Genomic DNA, 19,176 nt, shown 5'->3' on the forward strand with positions numbered 1-19,176 from the left:
ACAGCCCCAAAGGGATTGGGGCTTGCCTGCCCTTCCCAGCCCTTCACTTTGATGCCTCAGTTTTTCTGAAAAATGGCAATCCGTCGCTCATCGACAAAACATAAGCTCAAAGCAAACGTCTCACAGAGCCAGTCCAATGTTGCGCGATGGAAGAAGCTGCAATGGGTAGGATCCCGGGTATAGTGCCAGTCATAAAACTGGGCTTCACTCTGCCAGCGGTCTGTCATTATGCCTAAATAGCCCCCCGGAACCAGACGTGCCAGCAGCGCGCTTATCTCGGCGGCAGGCCTGTGCAAGTGCTCGAAACACTCGCTGGAGAGAATAAAGTCATACTGTGCCTGCAATGGATTGGGGAAAAACAGCGGGTCGTAATCGTCACACGCTATCCCTTCCCGGGCCAGAAGTTTTGATAGTGTCGGCCCAGGGCCACAGCCAAAGTCCAGTCCCTGCATACCGGGGCGCAGAAAGGTCATCGCCGGCGTCAACAAGCGTTGCAAAAAGCCCACATAGCCGGGATCGTCAATGCTGTTCTCGTGGGTATCGTAAAACTGCTGCTCCTCATTCAAGGGCAGCAAATGCACAGGGTCGAGAAAGATTAGCCGACACTCTGGGCAGAGAAAATAACGTCTGGCAACCCTGGCGGGAACTGTCTGTTTAGGCTGAGTGTTGGCACACAAGGGACATGGATTCATCTATGACTCGGTTCACTTTAACGGCTTTGGTTTAACGACTTTGGTTTAACGACTTTGGTTTAACAGCTTTGGTTTTACAGCCTTGGCCTAAAGGCTTTAACTCAGAGCTCTAATTCAGAGCTTTGGCTCAGTGCCTGGCTCATTACTTTGACTCGGCGGTTGGCTATCGGGCAGGAACTTTCATACTTTCCCGCAACAGTCGCCGCCAAAAACTGCGCTTACTCTAACAAACCCCAGCCCCGGCTCCTAGGGAAGGTGCAAACAAATCCCATGTTTGCTCTACAGTTATGGAATAGCAAAAACCGCCCCCAAAAGGCGGTTTTTGCCTGAAGCTGCTGGACTATTCAGCGGCCAAACGCTCCAGCACATAGGTCAGCACACCACCGGCACGGTAGTAAGCAACCTCCATGCCGGTATCCAGGCGGCTAAGCAGCGTTATGGTTTTTGACTCACCATTGGCGTAATGGATCTGCGCCTGCAGCTTCTGGTTTGGCTTAAGCTCGCCATCCAATCCGAGAATATCCACTGTCTCATCACCGGTCAGGCCCAGAGTCTGACGGGTTTCCCCGGGCAGGAACTGCAATGGCAGCACGCCCATACCCACCAAGTTGGAGCGGTGAATACGCTCAAAGCTCTCCACTATGACCGCCTTGACCCCGAGCAACAGCGTCCCCTTGGCGGCCCAGTCACGGCTGGAACCTGTACCATATTCTTTACCGGCAATAACCACACTTGCCTGCTTTCTGGCGCGATAGGCCATGGCAGCGTCATAGATAAAGCGCACCTCGGATTCGCCCTGCATTCGGGTAACACCACCTTCATGGCCGGGCACCATCTCATTGCGGATACGGATATTACCGAAGGTACCGCGCATCATCACCTCGTGATTCCCGCGGCGTGAACCGTAGGAGTTGAAGTCCTTGTCGGCTACACCATGACCGCGCAGGTAATCGGCTGCCGGACTGTTTTTGGGGATCACCCCGGCCGGGGAGATATGGTCTGTGGTGACAGAGTCCCCCAGTAGCGCCAGAATCGCGGCCCCCTTAATGTCACCCGCATTACCGCCGTATTCGGCTTCGAAGAAGGGCGGTAACTGAATATAGGTGGAGGCGGGATCGAAGGCATAGGTTTTGCCCGAGCCCGAGTCGATGGCGCGCCAGGCATCATCGCCATGAAACACATCGGCATACTGCTGCTGGAACAGGCTGCGACTCACCTTGCCCATTACGGCGGCTATCTCGGCATTGCTGGGCCAAATGTCTTTAAGGAAAACCGCTTTACCATCGCGGCCTTGGCCTATGGGATCGCGACTGAGATCGATACGGCTGGTTCCCGCCAACGCATAGGCTACCACCAGAGGAGGCGAGCAAAGCCAGTTGGACTCCACCAAGGGGTGGATCCGCCCTTCGAAGTTACGGTTACCGGAAAGCACTGAACCCACATGGATCTTCTGTTCACTGACCGCTTTGGTGACCGCCTCCGGCAAGGGGCCCGAGTTACCTATACAGGTAGTGCAACCATACCCCACCAGGTTAAAGCCCAGGCTATCGAGCGCCGTTTGCAATCCGGCCTGTTGCAGATACTGGGTCACCACCTTGGAACCTGGGGCCAACGAAGTCTTGACCCAGGGTTTGCGCTCCAACCCCAGTTCCACCGCCTTTTGTGCCAGCAACCCGGCCGCCAGCATCACCGCCGGGTTGGAAGTATTGGTACAACTGGTAATGGCGGCAATCACCAAATCGCCATGGTGCATGGCAAGCTCGCTGCCTTCGAGTACAAACGCCTGCTCAAGCTCGCTGCGCCCCGAGAGACGAATGGCATCTTCGGCCGCCTGTTTGAGCTGACTGACGGCGACTCTGTCCTGGGGCCGCTTGGGCCCGGCCAGGCTGGGTTCAACACTGGCAAGATCCAGACTCAGGGTATCGGCAAACTCAGGGGCGCTATCGCCAGTCTCTCGCCAGAGCCCTTGGGCCTTGGTGTAAGCCTCCACCAAGGCAACCGTCTGTTCATCTCGGCCACTGAGGCGCAGATACTCCAGTGTCTGCGCATCCACCGGGAAGAAGCCACAGGTTGCACCATATTCCGGTGCCATATTGGCAATGGTGGCTCGATCGGCCAGCGGCAACTGATCCAGGCCGTCACCATAGAATTCGACAAATTTACCCACTACCCCCTGGCGGCGCAGCATCTCCACGACTCTGAGCACCAGGTCAGTGGCAGTAATGCCCTCACTGAGTCGCCCCTTGAGCTCGAACCCCACCACATCCGGGATCTGCATTGAGATGGGTTGCCCCAACATGGCCGCTTCGGCTTCGATCCCCCCGACACCCCAGCCAAGTACCCCCAGGGCGTTGATCATAGTGGTATGGCTGTCAGTGCCCACCAGTGTATCTGGATAGACCCAAGTGGCTCCTTCTTCGCCAAGCCCCTGCCAGACACCTTTGGCCAGATACTCGAGGTTTACCTGATGGCAAATGCCGGTGCCCGGAGGCACCACGGAGAAGTTATCGAAGGCGCCCTGGCCCCACTTGAGAAATTGATAACGCTCGAAGTTGCGCTGCATCTCAATCGCCACATTGTCCCGATAGGCATCCGGATTGGCAAACTTGTCGATGCTGACCGAATGGTCAATCACCAGATCCACCTTGGACAGAGGATTGATCTTTTGCGGATCGCGCCCTTTGGCCACCAGCGCCGCCCGCATGGCGGCCAGGTCGACTATCGCCGGGACGCCGGTAAAATCCTGCATTAATACCCGCGCCGGATGATAGGCGATCTCCTGCTGACTGCCGCGGCCGCGCCCCTTGGCCAGCGCCTGCAAGTCATCGATATCACAATGGTCGGTATCCAGATGCCGCAGAATGTTTTCCAGCAGCACCTTGCAACTCTTGGGTAATGCGGCAACCTCGGCAATTTCCGCCAAGGGCCCTTCATTGAGGCTGTAGTATTGGAATGAGGTGTTTTTGACTGTCAAGGTGCGTTGCGCCTTGGCTTGATATTTGACTTTGGACATCACTACTCTCCCTAAGTTGAGTTGTCGTTCCGTCAACCAGCTTAAGTTATGCTCAAATAAGGTACAAGGGCACCTGAGGCTGCCGAAGGATTTTTAAGTGTAATCTCAGTCACTTTGCGCTAGTTTAGAAACGAGCCCAAGCAGGGGGCGATAAGCTGGGAGCGATACAGATGAAGAAACACAAGAATGAAGCGGCTCTGTTGAAACTGGCGTTGGAGATAGGTTTGGGATACTCACTCAAGCGTGGCTTTGCCCCTCTTGGGGATAAGGTGCCGGAGAAAGAAAAAGTCGAGTGCGTCTATCGCCTCTTGGTGCAGGATAAACTGATAGGGCCTTTGCCATCGGACAAAGAAGATGGCCCCAATATGAAACATAGGCTGGTGATGTGGATCAGCGGCAAATTGCCCAAGGAGCATCCACTATTACAATAACCTTGCATCATGCAGGATATAACTATACCAAAATAGTTAAAATGACAAAAAGAAACCCGGCTCGGGCCGGGTCACTTTAGACTGCTTTGGCTTTTTTGTGGAACATCAGCTTCCAGAAACTCTGGGACTTGGCTTTGACTGGCTTGGCCTTGTGTTCCTCAGTTTCAGTGGCAGTTTGCCACAGGGAGCTAACCCACAAACCTTGATATGCTTTCATCGATATTTCCTCTTTACTTGGGACGCTGATCAAATTAACGCCGCCAGGTCTATTAGTAAAATGAATTAATTCCATAGCAAGAATTCCAAATAAGCATGAACGTACCAATCAAGACCTTACACTGCTTTCTGACCCTGGTGGAAACAGGTAACTTTACCCGAGCCGCCGAGCAGTTGTACCTGACTCAGCCAACCCTGAGCAAAATGATCCAGCGTCTGGAAGACACTCTGGAACAACAACTCTTGATCCGCAGCAATCAAAAGGTAGAGCTGACGCAAGCCGGAGAAATATTTCATGCCAGCGCCTGTCAGATAATAGGTCAATGGCACAGAATGGAGCAGGACTTGAGTAACTTGAGTGGCCTCAAATCCGGCCACCTGCGCCTCGGGGTCTGCCCCATGATGAGCAGTCTGACCATAGATCTGTTAACCGAGTTTCGCCGCACCTATCCGGCGGTCGAGTTGCAGATGCATGAATACGGCGGCTTTGGTTGTGAGCAGGCACTACTCGCCGACACCCTGGACATCGCCTTCACCGCACTGCCTACCACCCATGGAGAGCAGTTGTCTTCATCGCCACTGCAGGGTTATCCGCTGAAGGTCTGTCTGCCGGTAGGTCACCCACTGACCAGCAAGCAGGCGATAGAATGGCGGGATCTGGCCGAGTATCCTTTCATCCTCTACAACGAGGACTTTTCACTGGCAAAGTTATTGACCCGCCTGAGCCGCGAAGCCGGGGTCACATTGAATATCGCTTTTCGCAGTGGTCAATGGGACTTTCTCGGCGCCATGGTACAGGCCGGAATGGGGCTGGCGCTGCTGCCGGAGCCCATCTGCGACAAGCTCGGCGAGCAAACGCTCAGCTATCGACCTATGGCGAGTGAAATCACCTGGCAGCTAGGGCTGATTTGGCGCAACAACCTGCCCTTGACCCCGGCTGCCGAGGCCTTGGTTGCCCTCAGTAAAAAGGGGTTGTGAGCAGGCAGGCTATTAGCTTGCCTGTTCCTCATCGGTTGGGATAACCAGCACATTGCTGCGTACGCGCCGCAAAATCTGCTCAGCGGTATTGCCTATCACCCGCCCCATCAAGCCCTGGCGCTGACGGGCACCAATCACCAGATAGTCGCTCTTGAGCCTGCAGGACAACTGATACAGACAGAGATCAGGATCGCCGGCAATAATATGGATCTGCTCTTTGGGGAGCCCAGTTAATTCCAACAGGGTTTGATGTCTGCGCCAGGCCGACTTGACCATTTCATGCAGGTTAAGCACCTCGAGATCGCGGATCACCTTAGGCACCCGAATAATATGTGCCAGATGCAACTTGGCACCACTGGCCTTCGCCAGCTCTCGACCATGCTGCAACACCAGTTGATTGAGGCGCTGTTTTTGCTGACTTTTGGCATCGAGATCCACCGCCATCAAAATACTGGATGCCTTCTTGATCGGGTTATCGCTGAGCAGCATCAAGGGCACCTTGGTGCTGCGAATAAGATGCCAATCGGTCGGCAGAAAATGCTCGCTCTGGTGCACTGTCTTAACCACCATATCAAAGCCATAGCGACCGGCATGGCTGCTGACATGTTCGTAGAGATACTTGCTCCAGATAATATGCAGCGGCACATCCTCTGCATCCAACTTTTTGAGATGAGCCGACACCTCGGCTTGCTTCTCCTTCATCAGCCGCTGCTGGGCGGCCCCGGCAAGCCGTGGACTGTAATATTCGTCACCAGAGAAATATTCGTAGCAATAAGCAAATACTTGAGGTTGCATCTCAAGTAATTCCGCTACCTCCAATCCTTTGGCAATCGCATCAGTGTTAGCCTCTTCATGTTGTTCGATGATAAAAAGCTTACCCATTTGTTTTCTCCAAACTTTCTGGTAATTGTCTACTTTTTAGACTCTAATCTGGTGCAGAATAAACCATACTGATCCCGATCAACAATTGCACCTATGGGGGATACTCAATGTCGATGGATAGTCTGTTGATCGCCTTGTTCCTGATCTTGCTGTTCTCCCGGGTGCTGGGAGAGTGCTGCAACCGTATCGGCTGGCCTGCGGTAGTGGGGGAAATAGGGGCAGGCTTGTTGCTTGGCCCTTCAGTGCTCGGCTGGCTGGAACCAACCCAAGTGCTGGCCAATATCGCCGAGCTCGGGGTGATACTGCTGCTATTTTCCATCGGCGCCGAAACCTCGATACAGCGACTCTACAGCGCCGGACGTCAGGTGGCGGCGGTAGCCATTATCGGCATAATCGCTCCTCTGCTACTCACCGGCCTGGCTGCCTTCTATTGGTTGGAGCTATCGCTGTTTGCCGCCCTCTTCTACGGCTGTACCCTGACGGCCACCAGCATAGGCATCTCTCTCAGGGTACTAAGCGACAGTGGCCAGCAACAATCCAGTGCCGGTCATCTGATCCTGGGAGCGGCGGTATTTGACGATATTGCCGGAGTCATACTGCTCAGTTTGCTGTTTAACTTTGCCAGTGAAGGCCAACTGGCACCGCTGGCAATCATTAAACTCTGCGGCTTACTGCTGCTGTTTCTACTGCTGGCACCGCCACTTGGTAGGATGTTAATTTACCCGCTACGAGTGCTCAGCTATCAATCCCAAACCCCTGGCTATGAGGCCGTGGTCATGCTGACACTGATCTGCCTGTTTGCCTGGCTGGCACACCTTTTTGGCGCCCCGGCGCTGCTCGGCGGTTTTGTCGCCGGTTTGGCGCTATCAAGGCAGTTTATCTGGCCCTGGCAAAAGTATCTGCAAAACCCCTTTCCCTTTACTCACAAGCTGGAAAAATCGATGCAGCCACTGACCGATGTGTTCGCGCCTGTGTTTTTTGTCTATGTGGGTATCAGCCTCGACTTGAGCCAGTTGAACCTCAGCCCCTACAGCCTACTGCTCTTGCTGGCGATGATACTGCTGGCATTTATCGGCAAGCTGGCGGCCGGTTTGGTGGTTAGCGGCACTTGGCGGCAAAAGTTGATAGTCGGCAGCGCCATGGTGCCCAGAGGAGAAGTCGGTTTGGTCTTTGCTGAAGTGGGACGGCAGTTAGATATCATTCCGGCCAAGGTATTCACCGAATTGGTGTTGGTGATAGCCATCACCACCCTGCTCGGCCCCTTGCTGCTCAGACGCCTGTTGCCCAAGGAGGGCGAAGCATAAAAAGCCGCGCCATATGAGGCGCGGCATTTTATGCTTCCAGATAATTTCAGCTTACCGGCTCAGTTGCCTTTCAACTCTGACTCAAGGAAGTCAGTCAGCGAGCGGTACAGATGAGTGCGCACCTTATCGCCCCGCATCGAGTGTTTGGAGCCGGGGTAATCTATCATGCGGAACAACTTGCCTTCATCCTGCAGCGCCTTATATACCCGAGTACTGTTCTCGAACAATACATTGTCATCGGCCATGCCGTGATACATCAGCAAGCCTGAACGATACTTGCTCACATAGGGAAAGACACTGCTGGCCTCGTAGCCCCGGACGTTGTCGTCAGGATGGCCGAGATAACGCTCTGTGTAGTGGGTGTCGTACAGAGCCCAGTCGGTCACAGGGGCACCACTGATGGCCGCCTTGAAGTAGTCCGGCGCCTTGAACAGGCTCATCAGTGCCATATAGCCGCCATAGCTGTGGCCATAGATGGCGATGCTGTCGGCCTTGACCCAGGGAAGGGTGCGCAGGAAATCGACACCTGTCTTCTGATCTGCCACTTCGGCATCACCAAGATGGCGGTAGATCACCTGCTCGAAGGCTGTGCCTCTGTGCGCCGAACCCCGGTTATCCAACTGAAATACGGCAAAGCCCTGCTGCAACAGATATTGGGTGTAGTAATCCTGCTCACTCCAGCTATTGACCACCAACTGGGCGTGAGGCCCACCGTAAACCCTTACCACCACGGGGTATTTGGCCTTGCTGTCGAAATTCACCGGCTTGAACAGACGGTATTGCAGCACCTTGCCATCTTTGGCCTTGAGGGTGCCAAACTCGGGCAACTGCCACAGCCCGGCATAGTCATACAGAGGGTGTCCGGCCTTGACCGCGTTCTCTTCCACCCAGGCCAGATGCTCACCGCTTTGGTTGTGCAGACTCACCTGGGGAGGCTGCGACAGACTGTTGAAATAGTCGAGGTAGACAGATTCCTTGTCGGCAAACACGGCATTGTGCATGCCGCCACGCCGGCTGATGCGCTCTATCTCACCGCCATTGAGGCTGACCCGATACAGATGGCGCTCGACCACACTGTCTTTACGGCCACTGAAATAGACCCAACCCTGCTTTTCATCTAGGTGTTCTATCTCGTCGACCGCCCATTTCCCCTGAGTCAGTTGCCGTTTGACCTTGCCCTTGTCATCAAACAGATAGATATGGTTGAAACCATCACGCTCGGATGCCCAGATAAAACCGGGCTGCTGCTTGAGAAAATAGAGGTCGTGGTTGAGGTTAACCCAGGCATCGCTGCGCTCGGACACCAGAGTCACGGCGTCTTTGCCCTCGCGGCTGTCTACCTGACGCAAATCCAGCTGTTGTTGACTGCGATTCTGCCATTGAAACGACAAATGCTTGCTGTCCGGCAGCCATTTCACCCGCGGCAGATAGATATCTTTCTCACTGCCGAGATCCACCCATTGGGTCTTCCCGGACGCCAGTGACACCACCCCCAAGGCAATCTCGACATTGGGCTTACCGGCATAGGGATAACGCTGCTCGGTCAGCTTGATGCCATCGGCATAAATCTCATTGCGGGTCACCAGCTCCACACCCGACTCATCGATGCGGGTATAGGCGATGGCCGATTCATCCGGCGCCCACCAGTAACCAGTCATACGGTCCATCTCTTCCTGAGCCACAAACTCGGCCATGGCGTTCTTGATGGCCCCGCCGCCATCCTGGGTCAGCGCCGTGAGCTTATGATCTTTCAGCTGGAGTACATAGAGGTTTTGTTCGGCCACAAAGGAGACAAAATTGCCCTTGGGCGACAGCTTGGCATCTGTGGCAAAGGCATCCCCTGTCGGCAGTTGGGTTACTTTGGTATCGGCCAGGCTAAAGTAGTAGAGTTTACCGGCCGCCGGGATCAGCAACGCCTGGCTGTCGTCGGCCCAGAAGTATTCCATGATCCCCTGGCCATACACTCGCTGCCGCTCGCGGCGGGCCTTCTCTTCATCGGAAAGTTCACCGGCTTCGAGCCTGGAGGCATCCAACAGCAAACTGATCTGGCCTGTGGCGACATCCATCTGCCAAAGATCGTAGAAATATTGATTGTCTTTACGGCCCGCCAGGTAAGTGACCCGCTTGCCGTCGGGAGAAAGTTTGAGCCCTCGGGGGCTGGCACCGGCCAATGCCGGTGAAGCATAGAGGCGCTCAACCGTTAATGGCGTTTTGCCACCTTCCAGAGCGAAGGAGTGGCCGCTGGCCAGTGTCAGAGGTATCGCCATAAGCGCCGAAGCCATCCAAGTTTTTTTCATTATTATTTCCGGAATTATAAGAGACAAGAGCCACGGCATCCGGCCACAGCCCAAAAAACAGCCCTCATTCTGCCCCAATTGACAAGGGATCGGCAAACCCGTGCAATTGGCCGCTGAAATATCGCCGGTTCTCGGTTATGATCCTGTCCCAGAAAAAGCTCAGACCTCTTTTAAGGAAACAAGATGCAGACTCTGGCCCAAACCCTCAAACAGCAGGCTGTCACCCCAGCCCTATCCCAATTGCTTCTCACTCTGGCCCAAAGCTCAGTCGCCATCAGTCAGGCGGTAAGACACGGCGCACTGGCCGGTGTGCTGGGCGCCACCACCCAGGAAAACGTTCAGGGTGAGACCCAAAAGAAACTGGATGTGATCACCAACGAGATGCTCAAAGATGCCCTCAAGGCCGAAAACACAGTGCGCGCCCTGGCATCGGAAGAGGAAGATCATATTGTTGAAGTCGGTGACAGCGGTGAGTTTCTGGTGTGTTTCGACCCACTGGACGGCTCTTCCAACATAGACATCAACTCGCTGGTGGGCACCATTTTTTCTGTGCTGCCGGCACCCGAGGGGGAGATCAGCGAGCAGAGTTTCCTGCAAAAAGGCAGCGAGCAACTGGCGGCGGCCTATGTGCTCTACGGCCCATCGACCATGTTGGCCCTGACCACAGGCCAAGGGGTGCAACTCTTTACCCTGAATCCGGAAACCGGCGAGTATCTGTTAACCAATGAAGCGGTGAGTATTCCCAAAGACACCGCCGAATTTGCCATCAATATGTCCAACCAGAGATTCTGGGAAGCACCGATGCAGACCTATATTGCCGATCTGCTGCTCGGCAAAATAGGCCCGAGAGAGAAGTCGTTCAACATGCGCTGGATTGCCGCCATGGTGGGCGATGTGCACAGAGTATTGAGCCGCGGCGGCATCTTTACCTACCCAACTGACAACAAGAACCCGGATAAGCCCTACAAGCTGAGACTGATGTACGAGGCCAACCCTATGGCACTGCTGGTTGAACAGGCAGGCGGTAAGGCCAGCACAGGTTATCAGCGCATTCTCGACATTCAACCGGAGCAAATTCACCAGCGGGTAGCCGTCATTCTGGGCTCGGCCAATGAAGTTGATGCCTGCCTCGAGTACCATCAGCAGGATTACAGCGGCGAGCCTGAACTCTAAACGCCGCTTGGGGCTGCCGGGGTCGGCAGCCTTGAATTGGCGGTATGGGCCAGGGCCTGAGACAGATAGCCTTAGATGAACTGTTGGCAATTAGTCTTAAGACCGCGGCCTTTCATTGGCAAGCCGTCAAATCGCGCTATAATACGCGCCACACTGAACTTCAGGCTGGACCTGAAATAGATTTATACACAGTCTAAGGATACTTCCATGAGCTTAAATGCAGTGCCTGCGGGCAAATCCCTGCCAGATGACATCTACGTGATCATCGAAATCCCACAAAACCACGACCCTATCAAGTATGAAGTGGACAAGGACACAGGTGCCTTGTTTGTGGATCGCATGATGACTGCGCCTATGTTCTATCCTTGCAACTACGGCTATGTGAACCAAACTCTGAGCCTGGATGGTGATCCGGTAGACGTGCTGGTTCCTACCCAGTATCCACTGCAGCCAGGCAGCGTTATCCGTTGCCGTCCAGTTGGCGTACTGAAAATGACCGACGAGTCAGGTGAAGATGCCAAGATTGTTGCCGTACCACACGAGAAGATCTCCAAGGAATACGGTCATATCCAGGATGTGAACGATCTGCCTGAGCTGCTGAAAGCCCAGATCAAACAGTTCTTCGAACACTACAAGGATCTGGAATCCGGCAAGTGGGTTAAAGTTGATGGCTGGGAAGATGCCGAAGCCGCCCGCGCCGAAATCCTGTCAAGCGCCGAGCGTTACAAGGGCTAAACCCTATAGTCCTAGAAACATATTGAAAAGCCAGCTGCAAGCTGGCTTTTTTATTGGCATTTCACAGCTTCAAGTGCATAGGTTTAATTTCGTTACCCAAAGAGTCCCGCGCATATCAAGACTCCGCAGCCCTATTCCAATCCAGTTTTGGCCCACTTTATGACCCCTCACTGGAAACAATTTCTCAAAACCAAACTTCCAGACAATGGGTTTCAAACAGGGTAAAGGGGCAAATACCACACATGGTAAAGCATACAAACCTAAAGTCACGCAAATGTGAAGTCACAGGCAAAAAAACAATCATAATTACCCAAAAAACAACCTTCGCCATAAAATCGCCAAGCTTTTGACAAAGTTAGTTAATTTGACGCTGTTAGTTAACCTTTCCAGGAGACACTATGAATAAGTTACTGCCGTCTGTACCTCTGCTAAGCGCGTTGGCTTTGATGGCATTTCAATGTTTGGGGAATGAAAAACATTTCCACGAGATATCCTTCCACCAAGATGCAACTCAACTACAAGTACAATGCTCGGTGGAGCAACCACAACCTAGATTGATAGTGAAGGTGCCTCAACCTTTTGCCTACAGCCAAGATCCCAGTGTGCTGGTGTTAAGAACCGCCGATGGCGAAACCCTGCAACTGGACAGCATGAGCTCATTAACGACACTCACCACCCAAGCCTGCCCAGATAAAGATCTCTGGGCCGAACTGACCTCACTCCACAGTGATCCAGTATCGCTTGAGGTGATCTCGTTTCGCTCAGGAGGCTCTTTCTCATCAGCTATCCAGATGAGTGATTTTCAAAACCGGCTGGCACAGCTCAAATCCTGCTGTCAGCCATAAAAAGTCCGGCAACTAGCCGGCCCCGATAAATTAACAACTTTTTCAAATAATCAGCCGTATTTTATTCAAGATTTCCCTAAAAAAACAAAATTGCGGCTTATCCGGCGAACGATAGTTACAACGAGGGCTTCTGGAGGATTCCTTAAAAATCTCTCTGAAGCCCTTAATTCCATTGTTGTTCGCTTAACTGACCGGTGAAATAGTCGGATTTTTTATTAGGCGTTAACCGCCTCTGTCTGATGCCCCTTCTCTGTTTGGTCCACTATGGTCAACACCGCAGCGTCGCCCACCACATTGCAGGAAGTCAACACCATATCTATGATTCTGTCCAGCGCTGCCACTATCGCAAAAGCTTCCACGGGTAAGCCCAGTTGATGGATTAACACGCCTATCATCACCATACCGCCACCTGGAACCCCGCCGGCGCCCACAGACAGCAGAAAGATACTGAATATCAGAGTAGGCAGCTGTTCGCTGGAGATTGGCTGACCAAAGGCGTTGGCAACAAAGAAGATGGCGATAGTGATATAAATCGACACCCCGCCCATATTCATGGTGGCTCCCAAAGGCACACCGAACCCGGCGACCGCCTTATTGACCCCAAGCTTTTCTGTCAAGGTTCGCATAGTCACCGGGATGGTGGCATTGGAGCTGGCAGTCGACAGAGAAAACAGGATCTGCTCTTGGGTCTTGGCACGAAAGCTCTTGGCACTGACCGGGGTAAACACAGCCACAGCCAGAGGATAAACAATGAAAATCCACAGCAGCAGCATGGTTAGGATGATGGCCATATAACCCAGTACACTGAGAAAAACTTTGGCTTCCAGAGTGGCTCCCAGTTTGAACATCAGCGCAAACACTCCAAATGGCGCCAGCTGCATTACAGTCATGATGAGCTTCATCATGATCCCATTGGCGACTTGAAAACCTCTAACCGCTGCGCTGCCGGCGTCATCCAGCGACTTGATGACCCCACCCAGCAGCAGCGCCATAAAGATCACCTGCAACATGTTGCCCGACATAAAGGCATCGACAGGGTTACTGGGCACTATGCCGACAATCAGGCTGATCAAATTGGGCAACTCGGTCGCGGTAATGGCCATATCCGTGCCACCACTCATATCCACTCCGACACCGGGCTGCAGCAATAACGAGACACACACCGCCGCCAGGATAGCGATCAGGGTATTAATGATATAGAAGCTGAAGGTCTTGCCGCCCAAGCGACCGAAGCTCTTGAGGTCCTGCAATTCGCAGACACCGCAGACTATGCTGACAAATACCAGCGGCATCACCAGCATCATGATCATATTGACAAACATGGTGCCCGCCGCGGTGGCTACCTCAACCAGGGTGCCGGAAAAGAAACCGATATGCCCCAGCCCATATTGCACCACAGAGCCCAATAACAGGCCGCTGAACAGACCCATAAAGATCCGTCCGGAAAGAGATTTGAGTATTGCCATTGTACGTTCCAATTCGGCATCGTTCCTGATGCACAACTATCATCCCTGTTCGCTCTGGGAAGGGATAGTGAAACATGCTACTCAAAAGTTCAATGATAAAATGCTCAAAAAGTGCCTCCGCAACATGTTGGAAACCTCAAAAATTAACGATAAAAACTTGATTTAAAACCATTTTAAATTTTGTCAAAAATTTACCCTATGGATTACCCCGTTTACAAACGCACAGTGCAACAACAAATCCATAACAAATACAAAATATTTATCAGTGAATATATCTAAAAATACAAAAATAACAGTATTAACAGCCAGAATTTCAATTCAAAGCAGTGAGCTTGTTAGGCCGCTTGCCATTTTACTGCAGATCCTGCTTGTTAATTTCGTCATCAAAGTGACTTTCCGCCTCACTCAACCCCAAGCTAGAAAAACCGCCACAGAAAAAATCATAGGGGCAAACCATAGAGAAAGTTGGCAGCAGAAGTACCAAAGCAAGCAGGAGAAAACCCGCAGAGCGCGATTGGAGAAGATAGTCCCACGGACAAAAAATGGGCAAAAAAAAGCCGGTGGGGCGCACCGGCAAATCAAGCAACATATTACCTGAGAGGCTCAGGAAAAACGCCTGACGATGCAGGCGGTCACCACAAGAAAAGGCCATCGGGTGATGGATAGACTCAAAAACGGCAGTAACCCTTGTGGTCAGGTCATCTACTTGAATCCAAATCGATTAAATCAAACAAAAATCAACGCAAATAAAGGCGCGCCGAGCACCATGGCGATACCGGTAAAGATCATCGTCAGACTGGCAATCACGCCTTCCTGCTGACCGAATTCGCTGGCTTTGGCGGCGCCGGCACCATGGGCAGAAGCGCCGAGTGCCACTCCTTTACCAAGAGAGGTCTTGATCCGCGCCAACTTGAACAACGGCTCACACACCAGCATACCTATCACGCCGGTGAGCAACACCAACATAGCGGTTAATTCCGGCACGCCACCGAAGGCACCAGTGGCCTCCATGGCAAAGGGCGTCGACACAGAGCGCACCAGTACGCTGTGACTCAGTTCGCTCGGCAGAGGCACCAATTTGACCAATAGCCAGGATGACACCAAACCCAACATGAGCCCGGCCATAACCCCAAGGCTAATAGTGATCGGATAACGGCGGATCAACTTGCGCTCGCGGTAAATAGGCACTGCAAAAGCTATGGTCGCTGGGGCCAACAATGCCATCAGCCAATGGGTGTACTCAAAATAGGTCGGCAGCGGAATCGCCAACAGCAACACCACAGCCAGCACGGCCAAAGGCGCCAAAAATATCGGAGCCAACCACCAGCTACGATGCCTGCGGTATAAAGCCTTGGCGCCGTAATAACAGATAAGGGTGATCAGCAGACTCAAAAGAGCAAGTAAGCTGTGAGACATAGCGTTACCCTTGCACTCCATGTTTGGCCAGTTGGCGTTTCAAATTAAGGCGCCGCTCGAAACGAAATACCCTGTCCACCACAAAGCCGGTTCCCAGCAATACTGAAGCGCTGCCGAGCACCAGGGTCAGCATAATATTGAAACCATACTCCTCGAGTAAGGTTTCATACTTGAGTACTGAAATCACCGGCGGGATAAAAAACAGCAAGAGATCGCCAATCAACCAGGCAGCCCCCAGTTGCAACGCCTTTTCCGGGATAAGCTTGAGCCCCAGCGCCAACAACACTACCAGCATCCCAAGCACACTGCCGGGAATGGGTGAGTGCAATGTGGCGGCCAAGGCATGAGTAGCCCATGCCAGCAAACAGATAGCTGCAATTTGCAACAAGGTCGCGCTGATGTATTTGCCTTGGAGCCAAATGACTTTCGCCACTTTTTGAGGGGAAGCAAGGCGTTTGCAGAGGGAGTGCATATCTTTACCGAATAACTTAACTGGTGTTTATTCTAGGCTTGCAATATAAATAAAAAAAATGAATATTAAGCATAGTTTGCATTCCATAAGGTTATTCAATTGGATCTGAAAGTTGTTCGCTACTTTATCGAAATAGTGGATGCCGGCGGATTTGCCAAGGCAGCGGAAAAGATCCACCTGACCCAACCTGCGCTGTCCAAGTCCATTCGCCAGTTGGAGCAGGAACTGGATCTTGTACTCTTGGAAAGAGGCAAGCGTGGCAGCCAGTTACGTCCTACAGCAGCCGGAGAGGTCGTCTACCGTCACGGCCAGGAACTATTGAATGTACGCCGCAACATGCTCAGAGAGTTGGCGGCGCAGCGCAGTCTCAACTCGGGTGAACTGCATCTGGGGCTGGCCCCTCTCGGCAGTGCCGAACTCTTTGCTCCTGTCATCGCCCGCTTTCGTAATCGTTATCCCAAGGTGCAGATGCATCTATTGGTTCGCGGCGGCGTAGAGCAAACCGCGGCCCTCAAGAAAGGGGAAATCGAGCTGGCAACCGGGATCATCTCCTTTGAGGATGAGTTTGATGGTATCAGGATCCGCCGCGATCCCATGGTGGTGGTATTGCCAAGACAACATCCTCTGGCAGGTAGTCAAGAGCTGACCCTCAAGGCGTTGGCGGAGATCCCACAGATACTGTTCGAACCCGAATACGCCCTGCATGAGCTGGTAATCAATGCCTGCCAGAGAGCCGGCTTCAGCCCCAAAGATGTGACTCGGGTCAGTCATCCCGACTTTGGTATCGCCCTGGTGGCAGCAGGCACAGGAGCCATGATACTGCCAAGCTTTATTGCCGAGCGCCATGCGGTGGCCGGGGTGATCAGCATACCTCTGGCCGCATCCGATCTGCTCTGGGAGCTATCGCTATTCTGGCGCCGGGGGCAACCACTCTCTTTTGCCGCCCAAGCAATGGTCGAGCTGGTCAGACAACAACTGGCGCTGAAGTGAAACCCTTATGCTTCAAGTGCTGCAGCCGAGTGAATTTTCGCCAACCAAGTCACAGCGTACCGTTACAGCAGTACAAACTCATTGACACCCTCTTTTCGCGCCGCTAAGGTGAATCACACTTTTCCGGGCCCGCTTGGCCTGGGTTTATAAACACAACCCGAGATTCGCAATGCGGCCAATACACAAGCTTTATCTCTATCCCAAGCCACAGTGGCTTGGGCGGGGATAATGACCTGAACCTCCCTCTCCTGTGAGCCACTGTGGCTTTGCTGTCAGGTTTCGTTACCGGCTTTCCGGTTCTCTTGGGTACCCACAAATCCAAAGCCTGGGTCCCTATTACGAAAATGCTTGTTGAGAATGTAATAAAATGAATAACAACAAAACCTTTGGTAGCATGCTGATCATAGCAGGCACCACAATTGGTGCCGGGATGCTGGCGCTGCCGCTGGCCTCTGCCGGCCTGGGTTTCGGGGTCGCCTCGATACTGATGCTATTGCTTTGGGGATTGATGAGTTACACAGCACTGTTGATGCTGGAAGTGCATCAACATGCCCCCGCTCATGCCACTTTGCACACTTTGGCGCACAAGCTGCTCGGCCGTAAGGGGCAGTTACTGGCCAGCCTGGCAATGATGTTTCTATTGTATGCCCTGTGCGCCGCCTACATCGCCGGTGGTGGTGCCCAGCTCAACGATAAGCTGGTTCGTTATGCCGACCTGACGCTGCCGCCACAGGTAGGCGCCATAGGTTTTGCCCTGCTGATCGCCCTGGTGGTCGCCATAGGAACCCATTCAGTCGATATGATCAACCGGGTGCTATTCACCCTCAAAATAGTCGCCCTGGTCATCATGTTGGCGCTGCTGTTGCCCCACGCCCAAGGGGGATACTTGCTGGAGCTACCGTTGCAGCAAGGCCTGGTCATCTCGGCCCTACCGGTAATTTTCACCTCTTTCGGGTTTCACGGCTCTATCCCCTCTGTGGTGCGCTATGTGGGACTGGATCTCAAGGCGCTGAAGAAAATCATGATTGTCGGCTCAGCTATGCCGCTGCTGGTTTACCTACTTTGGCAATTGGCCAGTCAGGGGGCTTTGAGCCAAAGCGAATTGATGGCTTCCAAAGAACTGCCCAAATTCATCAACAGCCTAGGACAACTGCTGCATAACCCCATGATAGGTCAGACAGTATCCATATTTGCCGACTTGGCACTGGCCACCTCTTTTTTAGGAGTCAGCCTGGGACTATTTGATTTTATGGGTGATATTTTGCGCCGCAACGACAGTACCGGCCATAGGCTGCAAACAGCAGCCATCACCTTTTTGCCACCCCTGGGGTTTGCCCTCTTCTACCCTCAGGGCTTTATGGCCGCCCTGGGTTATGCGGCGATAGCCTTGGTGATATTGGCGGTGTTCCTGCCCGTTGCCATGGTCTGGAAACAGCGGCTCCAGCCTATGCCGGCAGGCAGCTACCGGGTCGCTGGTGGTAAACCCGCACTCATGCTGGCAGCGCTGTGCGGGGTGGTGATTATTCTCAGCCAACTGCTGCAAATGGCCGGGATACTGACCAAGATAGGCTAACCAAGGGGCAATAAACTGGAGAAGCTCCAGCACAGCGCCCAGGGCCAACCTTTAACCACAAAACGCAGCTCTCAGGCTGCGTTTTTTCTTGGTTCAACATTCAGTTGATTGGTTCCAACGACACTCTAAAGCGACTGGCTGACAGCTGGGAAAAAACCAGGTCAAACCCTTCGGGGATCTCTTGTTCACTGATAACGACTCGTTGATCCAACTGCTGTTCCAGGGCCTGTTGGCGCCACTGCTGCCTTTGCTGCATTGCGCTTCTGCCACTGATAAAACTGGCACTGCCCAGCAAAACTCCAACCAGCGCCAGCAGATTGGCCACCATGAGATTGCCTATTTGCAGCGCACTGGCGTCATCCAGCAGCCACCAGAGAATGGAGGCGCTCAGCAGTAATACCCCCAAGGCCAACCTGGCTATTGCGCTCGGCGCATTATCTGTCGGCAATCTCAATTGAATATCGGCGGGTAAGTCAGCAAGGGTCACAGTCAGGAACGACGGCTCATCCTGCGCTGAGGCACTCTGGGTATCGGGCATAAATCATCCTTAATTCGAATGGAATAGGCTAATGCGGGTCGGTATAGAACCAATTTAATGACATCCTGTCCTTATGTCAGTGAGCACTGAGGTTACAATGCATCGATTCATTATATGTAAGCATAAATAAGCACTGCAAACTCAATATATTATTA

Annotated in this window: 18 protein-coding genes; 9 read left to right on the forward strand and 9 right to left on the reverse strand. The window is 53.0% G+C overall.

Annotated elements, in window-relative coordinates; all coding sequences use genetic code 11:
- Positions 1 to 56: 56 nt before the first annotated feature.
- Both CX650_RS08175 and acnA read right to left on the reverse strand, forming a co-directional pair.
- On the reverse strand, positions 57 to 692 hold the full coding sequence (locus CX650_RS08175; protein WP_071238474.1) for a class I SAM-dependent methyltransferase: 636 nt from the start codon (positions 690 to 692) through the stop codon (positions 57 to 59).
- Between the two features lie 340 nt (positions 693 to 1,032).
- On the reverse strand, positions 1,033 to 3,705 hold the full coding sequence (gene acnA, locus CX650_RS08180; protein WP_101095536.1) for an aconitate hydratase AcnA: 2,673 nt from the start codon (positions 3,703 to 3,705) through the stop codon (positions 1,033 to 1,035).
- Between the two features lie 170 nt (positions 3,706 to 3,875).
- Between acnA and CX650_RS08185 the strand changes: the two genes are divergently transcribed.
- The gene (locus tag CX650_RS08185; protein WP_025008966.1) at positions 3,876 to 4,136 is read left to right on the forward strand and encodes a DUF5062 family protein; all 261 of its coding nucleotides are present in this window, start codon (positions 3,876 to 3,878) and stop codon (positions 4,134 to 4,136) included.
- Positions 4,137 to 4,212: 76 nt separating this feature from the next.
- Here CX650_RS08185 and CX650_RS20010 read toward each other — a convergent pair whose 3' ends face one another.
- Entirely contained in the window at positions 4,213 to 4,353 is a 141-nt protein-coding gene (locus tag CX650_RS20010; RefSeq protein ID WP_157823006.1) for a hypothetical protein, read from the reverse strand.
- A 95-nt stretch (positions 4,354 to 4,448) separates the two neighbouring features.
- Between CX650_RS20010 and CX650_RS08190 the strand changes: the two genes are divergently transcribed.
- Complete coding sequence (locus CX650_RS08190; protein ID WP_039035018.1) at positions 4,449 to 5,330, forward strand: LysR family transcriptional regulator; 882 nt, start codon at positions 4,449 to 4,451, stop codon at positions 5,328 to 5,330.
- A 12-nt stretch (positions 5,331 to 5,342) separates the two neighbouring features.
- On the opposite strand, the gene CX650_RS08195 is transcribed toward CX650_RS08190, so the two are convergent.
- On the reverse strand, positions 5,343 to 6,212 hold the full coding sequence (locus CX650_RS08195; protein ID WP_039035019.1) for a universal stress protein: 870 nt from the start codon (positions 6,210 to 6,212) through the stop codon (positions 5,343 to 5,345).
- Positions 6,213 to 6,319: 107 nt separating this feature from the next.
- Here CX650_RS08195 and CX650_RS08200 point away from each other — a divergent pair, with 107 nt between their 5' ends.
- Positions 6,320 to 7,516 (forward strand): cation:proton antiporter, encoded by a 1,197-nt coding sequence (locus CX650_RS08200; protein ID WP_101095537.1) that lies wholly within the window; start codon positions 6,320 to 6,322, stop codon positions 7,514 to 7,516.
- 59 nt (positions 7,517 to 7,575) lie between these two features.
- On the opposite strand, the gene CX650_RS08205 is transcribed toward CX650_RS08200, so the two are convergent.
- On the reverse strand, positions 7,576 to 9,813 hold the full coding sequence (locus tag CX650_RS08205; RefSeq protein WP_101095538.1) for a S9 family peptidase: 2,238 nt from the start codon (positions 9,811 to 9,813) through the stop codon (positions 7,576 to 7,578).
- Positions 9,814 to 9,996: 183 nt separating this feature from the next.
- On the opposite strand from CX650_RS08205, the gene CX650_RS08210 reads away from it, so the two are divergent.
- From CX650_RS08210 to CX650_RS08220, 3 genes are all read left to right on the forward strand, one after another.
- The gene (locus tag CX650_RS08210; protein WP_039035022.1) at positions 9,997 to 10,986 is read left to right on the forward strand and encodes a class 1 fructose-bisphosphatase; all 990 of its coding nucleotides are present in this window, start codon (positions 9,997 to 9,999) and stop codon (positions 10,984 to 10,986) included.
- A 207-nt stretch (positions 10,987 to 11,193) separates the two neighbouring features.
- The gene (gene ppa / locus CX650_RS08215; protein WP_025008962.1) at positions 11,194 to 11,721 is read left to right on the forward strand and encodes an inorganic diphosphatase; all 528 of its coding nucleotides are present in this window, start codon (positions 11,194 to 11,196) and stop codon (positions 11,719 to 11,721) included.
- 398 nt (positions 11,722 to 12,119) lie between these two features.
- The gene (locus tag CX650_RS08220; RefSeq protein ID WP_039035023.1) at positions 12,120 to 12,566 is read left to right on the forward strand and encodes a hypothetical protein; all 447 of its coding nucleotides are present in this window, start codon (positions 12,120 to 12,122) and stop codon (positions 12,564 to 12,566) included.
- Positions 12,567 to 12,781: 215 nt separating this feature from the next.
- Here the strand turns inward: CX650_RS08220 and CX650_RS08225 are convergent, their stop codons facing one another.
- On the reverse strand, positions 12,782 to 14,026 hold the full coding sequence (locus tag CX650_RS08225; RefSeq protein ID WP_101095594.1) for a dicarboxylate/amino acid:cation symporter: 1,245 nt from the start codon (positions 14,024 to 14,026) through the stop codon (positions 12,782 to 12,784).
- Between the two features lie 271 nt (positions 14,027 to 14,297).
- Here CX650_RS08225 and CX650_RS20015 point away from each other — a divergent pair, with 271 nt between their 5' ends.
- On the forward strand, positions 14,298 to 14,630 hold the full coding sequence (locus tag CX650_RS20015; RefSeq protein WP_157823007.1) for a hypothetical protein: 333 nt from the start codon (positions 14,298 to 14,300) through the stop codon (positions 14,628 to 14,630).
- 128 nt (positions 14,631 to 14,758) lie between these two features.
- Here the strand turns inward: CX650_RS20015 and CX650_RS08240 are convergent, their stop codons facing one another.
- Together CX650_RS08240 and CX650_RS08245 are read right to left on the reverse strand one after the other, a co-directional pair.
- Positions 14,759 to 15,448, reverse strand: a complete 690-nt coding sequence (locus CX650_RS08240) for an LrgB family protein (protein WP_083399819.1) — start codon at positions 15,446 to 15,448, stop codon at positions 14,759 to 14,761.
- 4 nt (positions 15,449 to 15,452) lie between these two features.
- Positions 15,453 to 15,920 (reverse strand): CidA/LrgA family protein, encoded by a 468-nt coding sequence (locus CX650_RS08245; protein ID WP_071476553.1) that lies wholly within the window; start codon positions 15,918 to 15,920, stop codon positions 15,453 to 15,455.
- 99 nt (positions 15,921 to 16,019) lie between these two features.
- Here CX650_RS08245 and CX650_RS08250 point away from each other — a divergent pair, with 99 nt between their 5' ends.
- Complete coding sequence (locus CX650_RS08250; RefSeq protein ID WP_039035027.1) at positions 16,020 to 16,910, forward strand: LysR family transcriptional regulator; 891 nt, start codon at positions 16,020 to 16,022, stop codon at positions 16,908 to 16,910.
- A gap of 367 nt (positions 16,911 to 17,277) precedes the next feature.
- Positions 17,278 to 18,483: an aromatic amino acid transport family protein gene (locus CX650_RS08255; RefSeq protein WP_101095540.1), complete on the forward strand. Its 1,206-nt coding sequence runs from the start codon at positions 17,278 to 17,280 to the stop codon at positions 18,481 to 18,483.
- A gap of 100 nt (positions 18,484 to 18,583) precedes the next feature.
- Here the strand turns inward: CX650_RS08255 and CX650_RS08260 are convergent, their stop codons facing one another.
- On the reverse strand, positions 18,584 to 19,021 hold the full coding sequence (locus tag CX650_RS08260) for a hypothetical protein (RefSeq protein WP_101095541.1): 438 nt from the start codon (positions 19,019 to 19,021) through the stop codon (positions 18,584 to 18,586).
- Positions 19,022 to 19,176: the final 155 nt, after the last annotated feature.

It is taken from the genome of Shewanella indica (assembly GCF_002836975.1).
Taxonomy (GTDB): domain Bacteria; phylum Pseudomonadota; class Gammaproteobacteria; order Enterobacterales; family Shewanellaceae; genus Shewanella; species Shewanella indica.

What these genes read in the sequence shown, in the direction of transcription:
- CX650_RS08175 (WP_071238474.1), bottom strand. Translation starts at nt 692, where the DNA reads ATGAATCCATGTCCCTTGTGTGCCAACACTCAGCCTAAACAGACAGTT.
- acnA (WP_101095536.1), bottom strand. Translation starts at nt 3,705, where the DNA reads ATGTCCAAAGTCAAATATCAAGCCAAGGCGCAACGCACCTTGACAGTC.
- CX650_RS08185 (WP_025008966.1), top strand. Translation starts at nt 3,876, where the DNA reads ATGAAGAAACACAAGAATGAAGCGGCTCTGTTGAAACTGGCGTTGGAG.
- CX650_RS20010 (WP_157823006.1), bottom strand. Translation starts at nt 4,353, where the DNA reads ATGAAAGCATATCAAGGTTTGTGGGTTAGCTCCCTGTGGCAAACTGCC.
- CX650_RS08190 (WP_039035018.1), top strand. Translation starts at nt 4,449, where the DNA reads ATGAACGTACCAATCAAGACCTTACACTGCTTTCTGACCCTGGTGGAA.
- CX650_RS08195 (WP_039035019.1), bottom strand. Translation starts at nt 6,212, where the DNA reads ATGGGTAAGCTTTTTATCATCGAACAACATGAAGAGGCTAACACTGAT.
- CX650_RS08200 (WP_101095537.1), top strand. Translation starts at nt 6,320, where the DNA reads ATGTCGATGGATAGTCTGTTGATCGCCTTGTTCCTGATCTTGCTGTTC.
- CX650_RS08205 (WP_101095538.1), bottom strand. Translation starts at nt 9,813, where the DNA reads ATGAAAAAAACTTGGATGGCTTCGGCGCTTATGGCGATACCTCTGACA.
- CX650_RS08210 (WP_039035022.1), top strand. Translation starts at nt 9,997, where the DNA reads ATGCAGACTCTGGCCCAAACCCTCAAACAGCAGGCTGTCACCCCAGCC.
- ppa (WP_025008962.1), top strand. Translation starts at nt 11,194, where the DNA reads ATGAGCTTAAATGCAGTGCCTGCGGGCAAATCCCTGCCAGATGACATC.
- CX650_RS08220 (WP_039035023.1), top strand. Translation starts at nt 12,120, where the DNA reads ATGAATAAGTTACTGCCGTCTGTACCTCTGCTAAGCGCGTTGGCTTTG.
- CX650_RS08240 (WP_083399819.1), bottom strand. Translation starts at nt 15,448, where the DNA reads ATGTCTCACAGCTTACTTGCTCTTTTGAGTCTGCTGATCACCCTTATC.
- CX650_RS08245 (WP_071476553.1), bottom strand. Translation starts at nt 15,920, where the DNA reads ATGCACTCCCTCTGCAAACGCCTTGCTTCCCCTCAAAAAGTGGCGAAA.
- CX650_RS08255 (WP_101095540.1), top strand. Translation starts at nt 17,278, where the DNA reads ATGAATAACAACAAAACCTTTGGTAGCATGCTGATCATAGCAGGCACC.
- CX650_RS08260 (WP_101095541.1), bottom strand. Translation starts at nt 19,021, where the DNA reads ATGCCCGATACCCAGAGTGCCTCAGCGCAGGATGAGCCGTCGTTCCTG.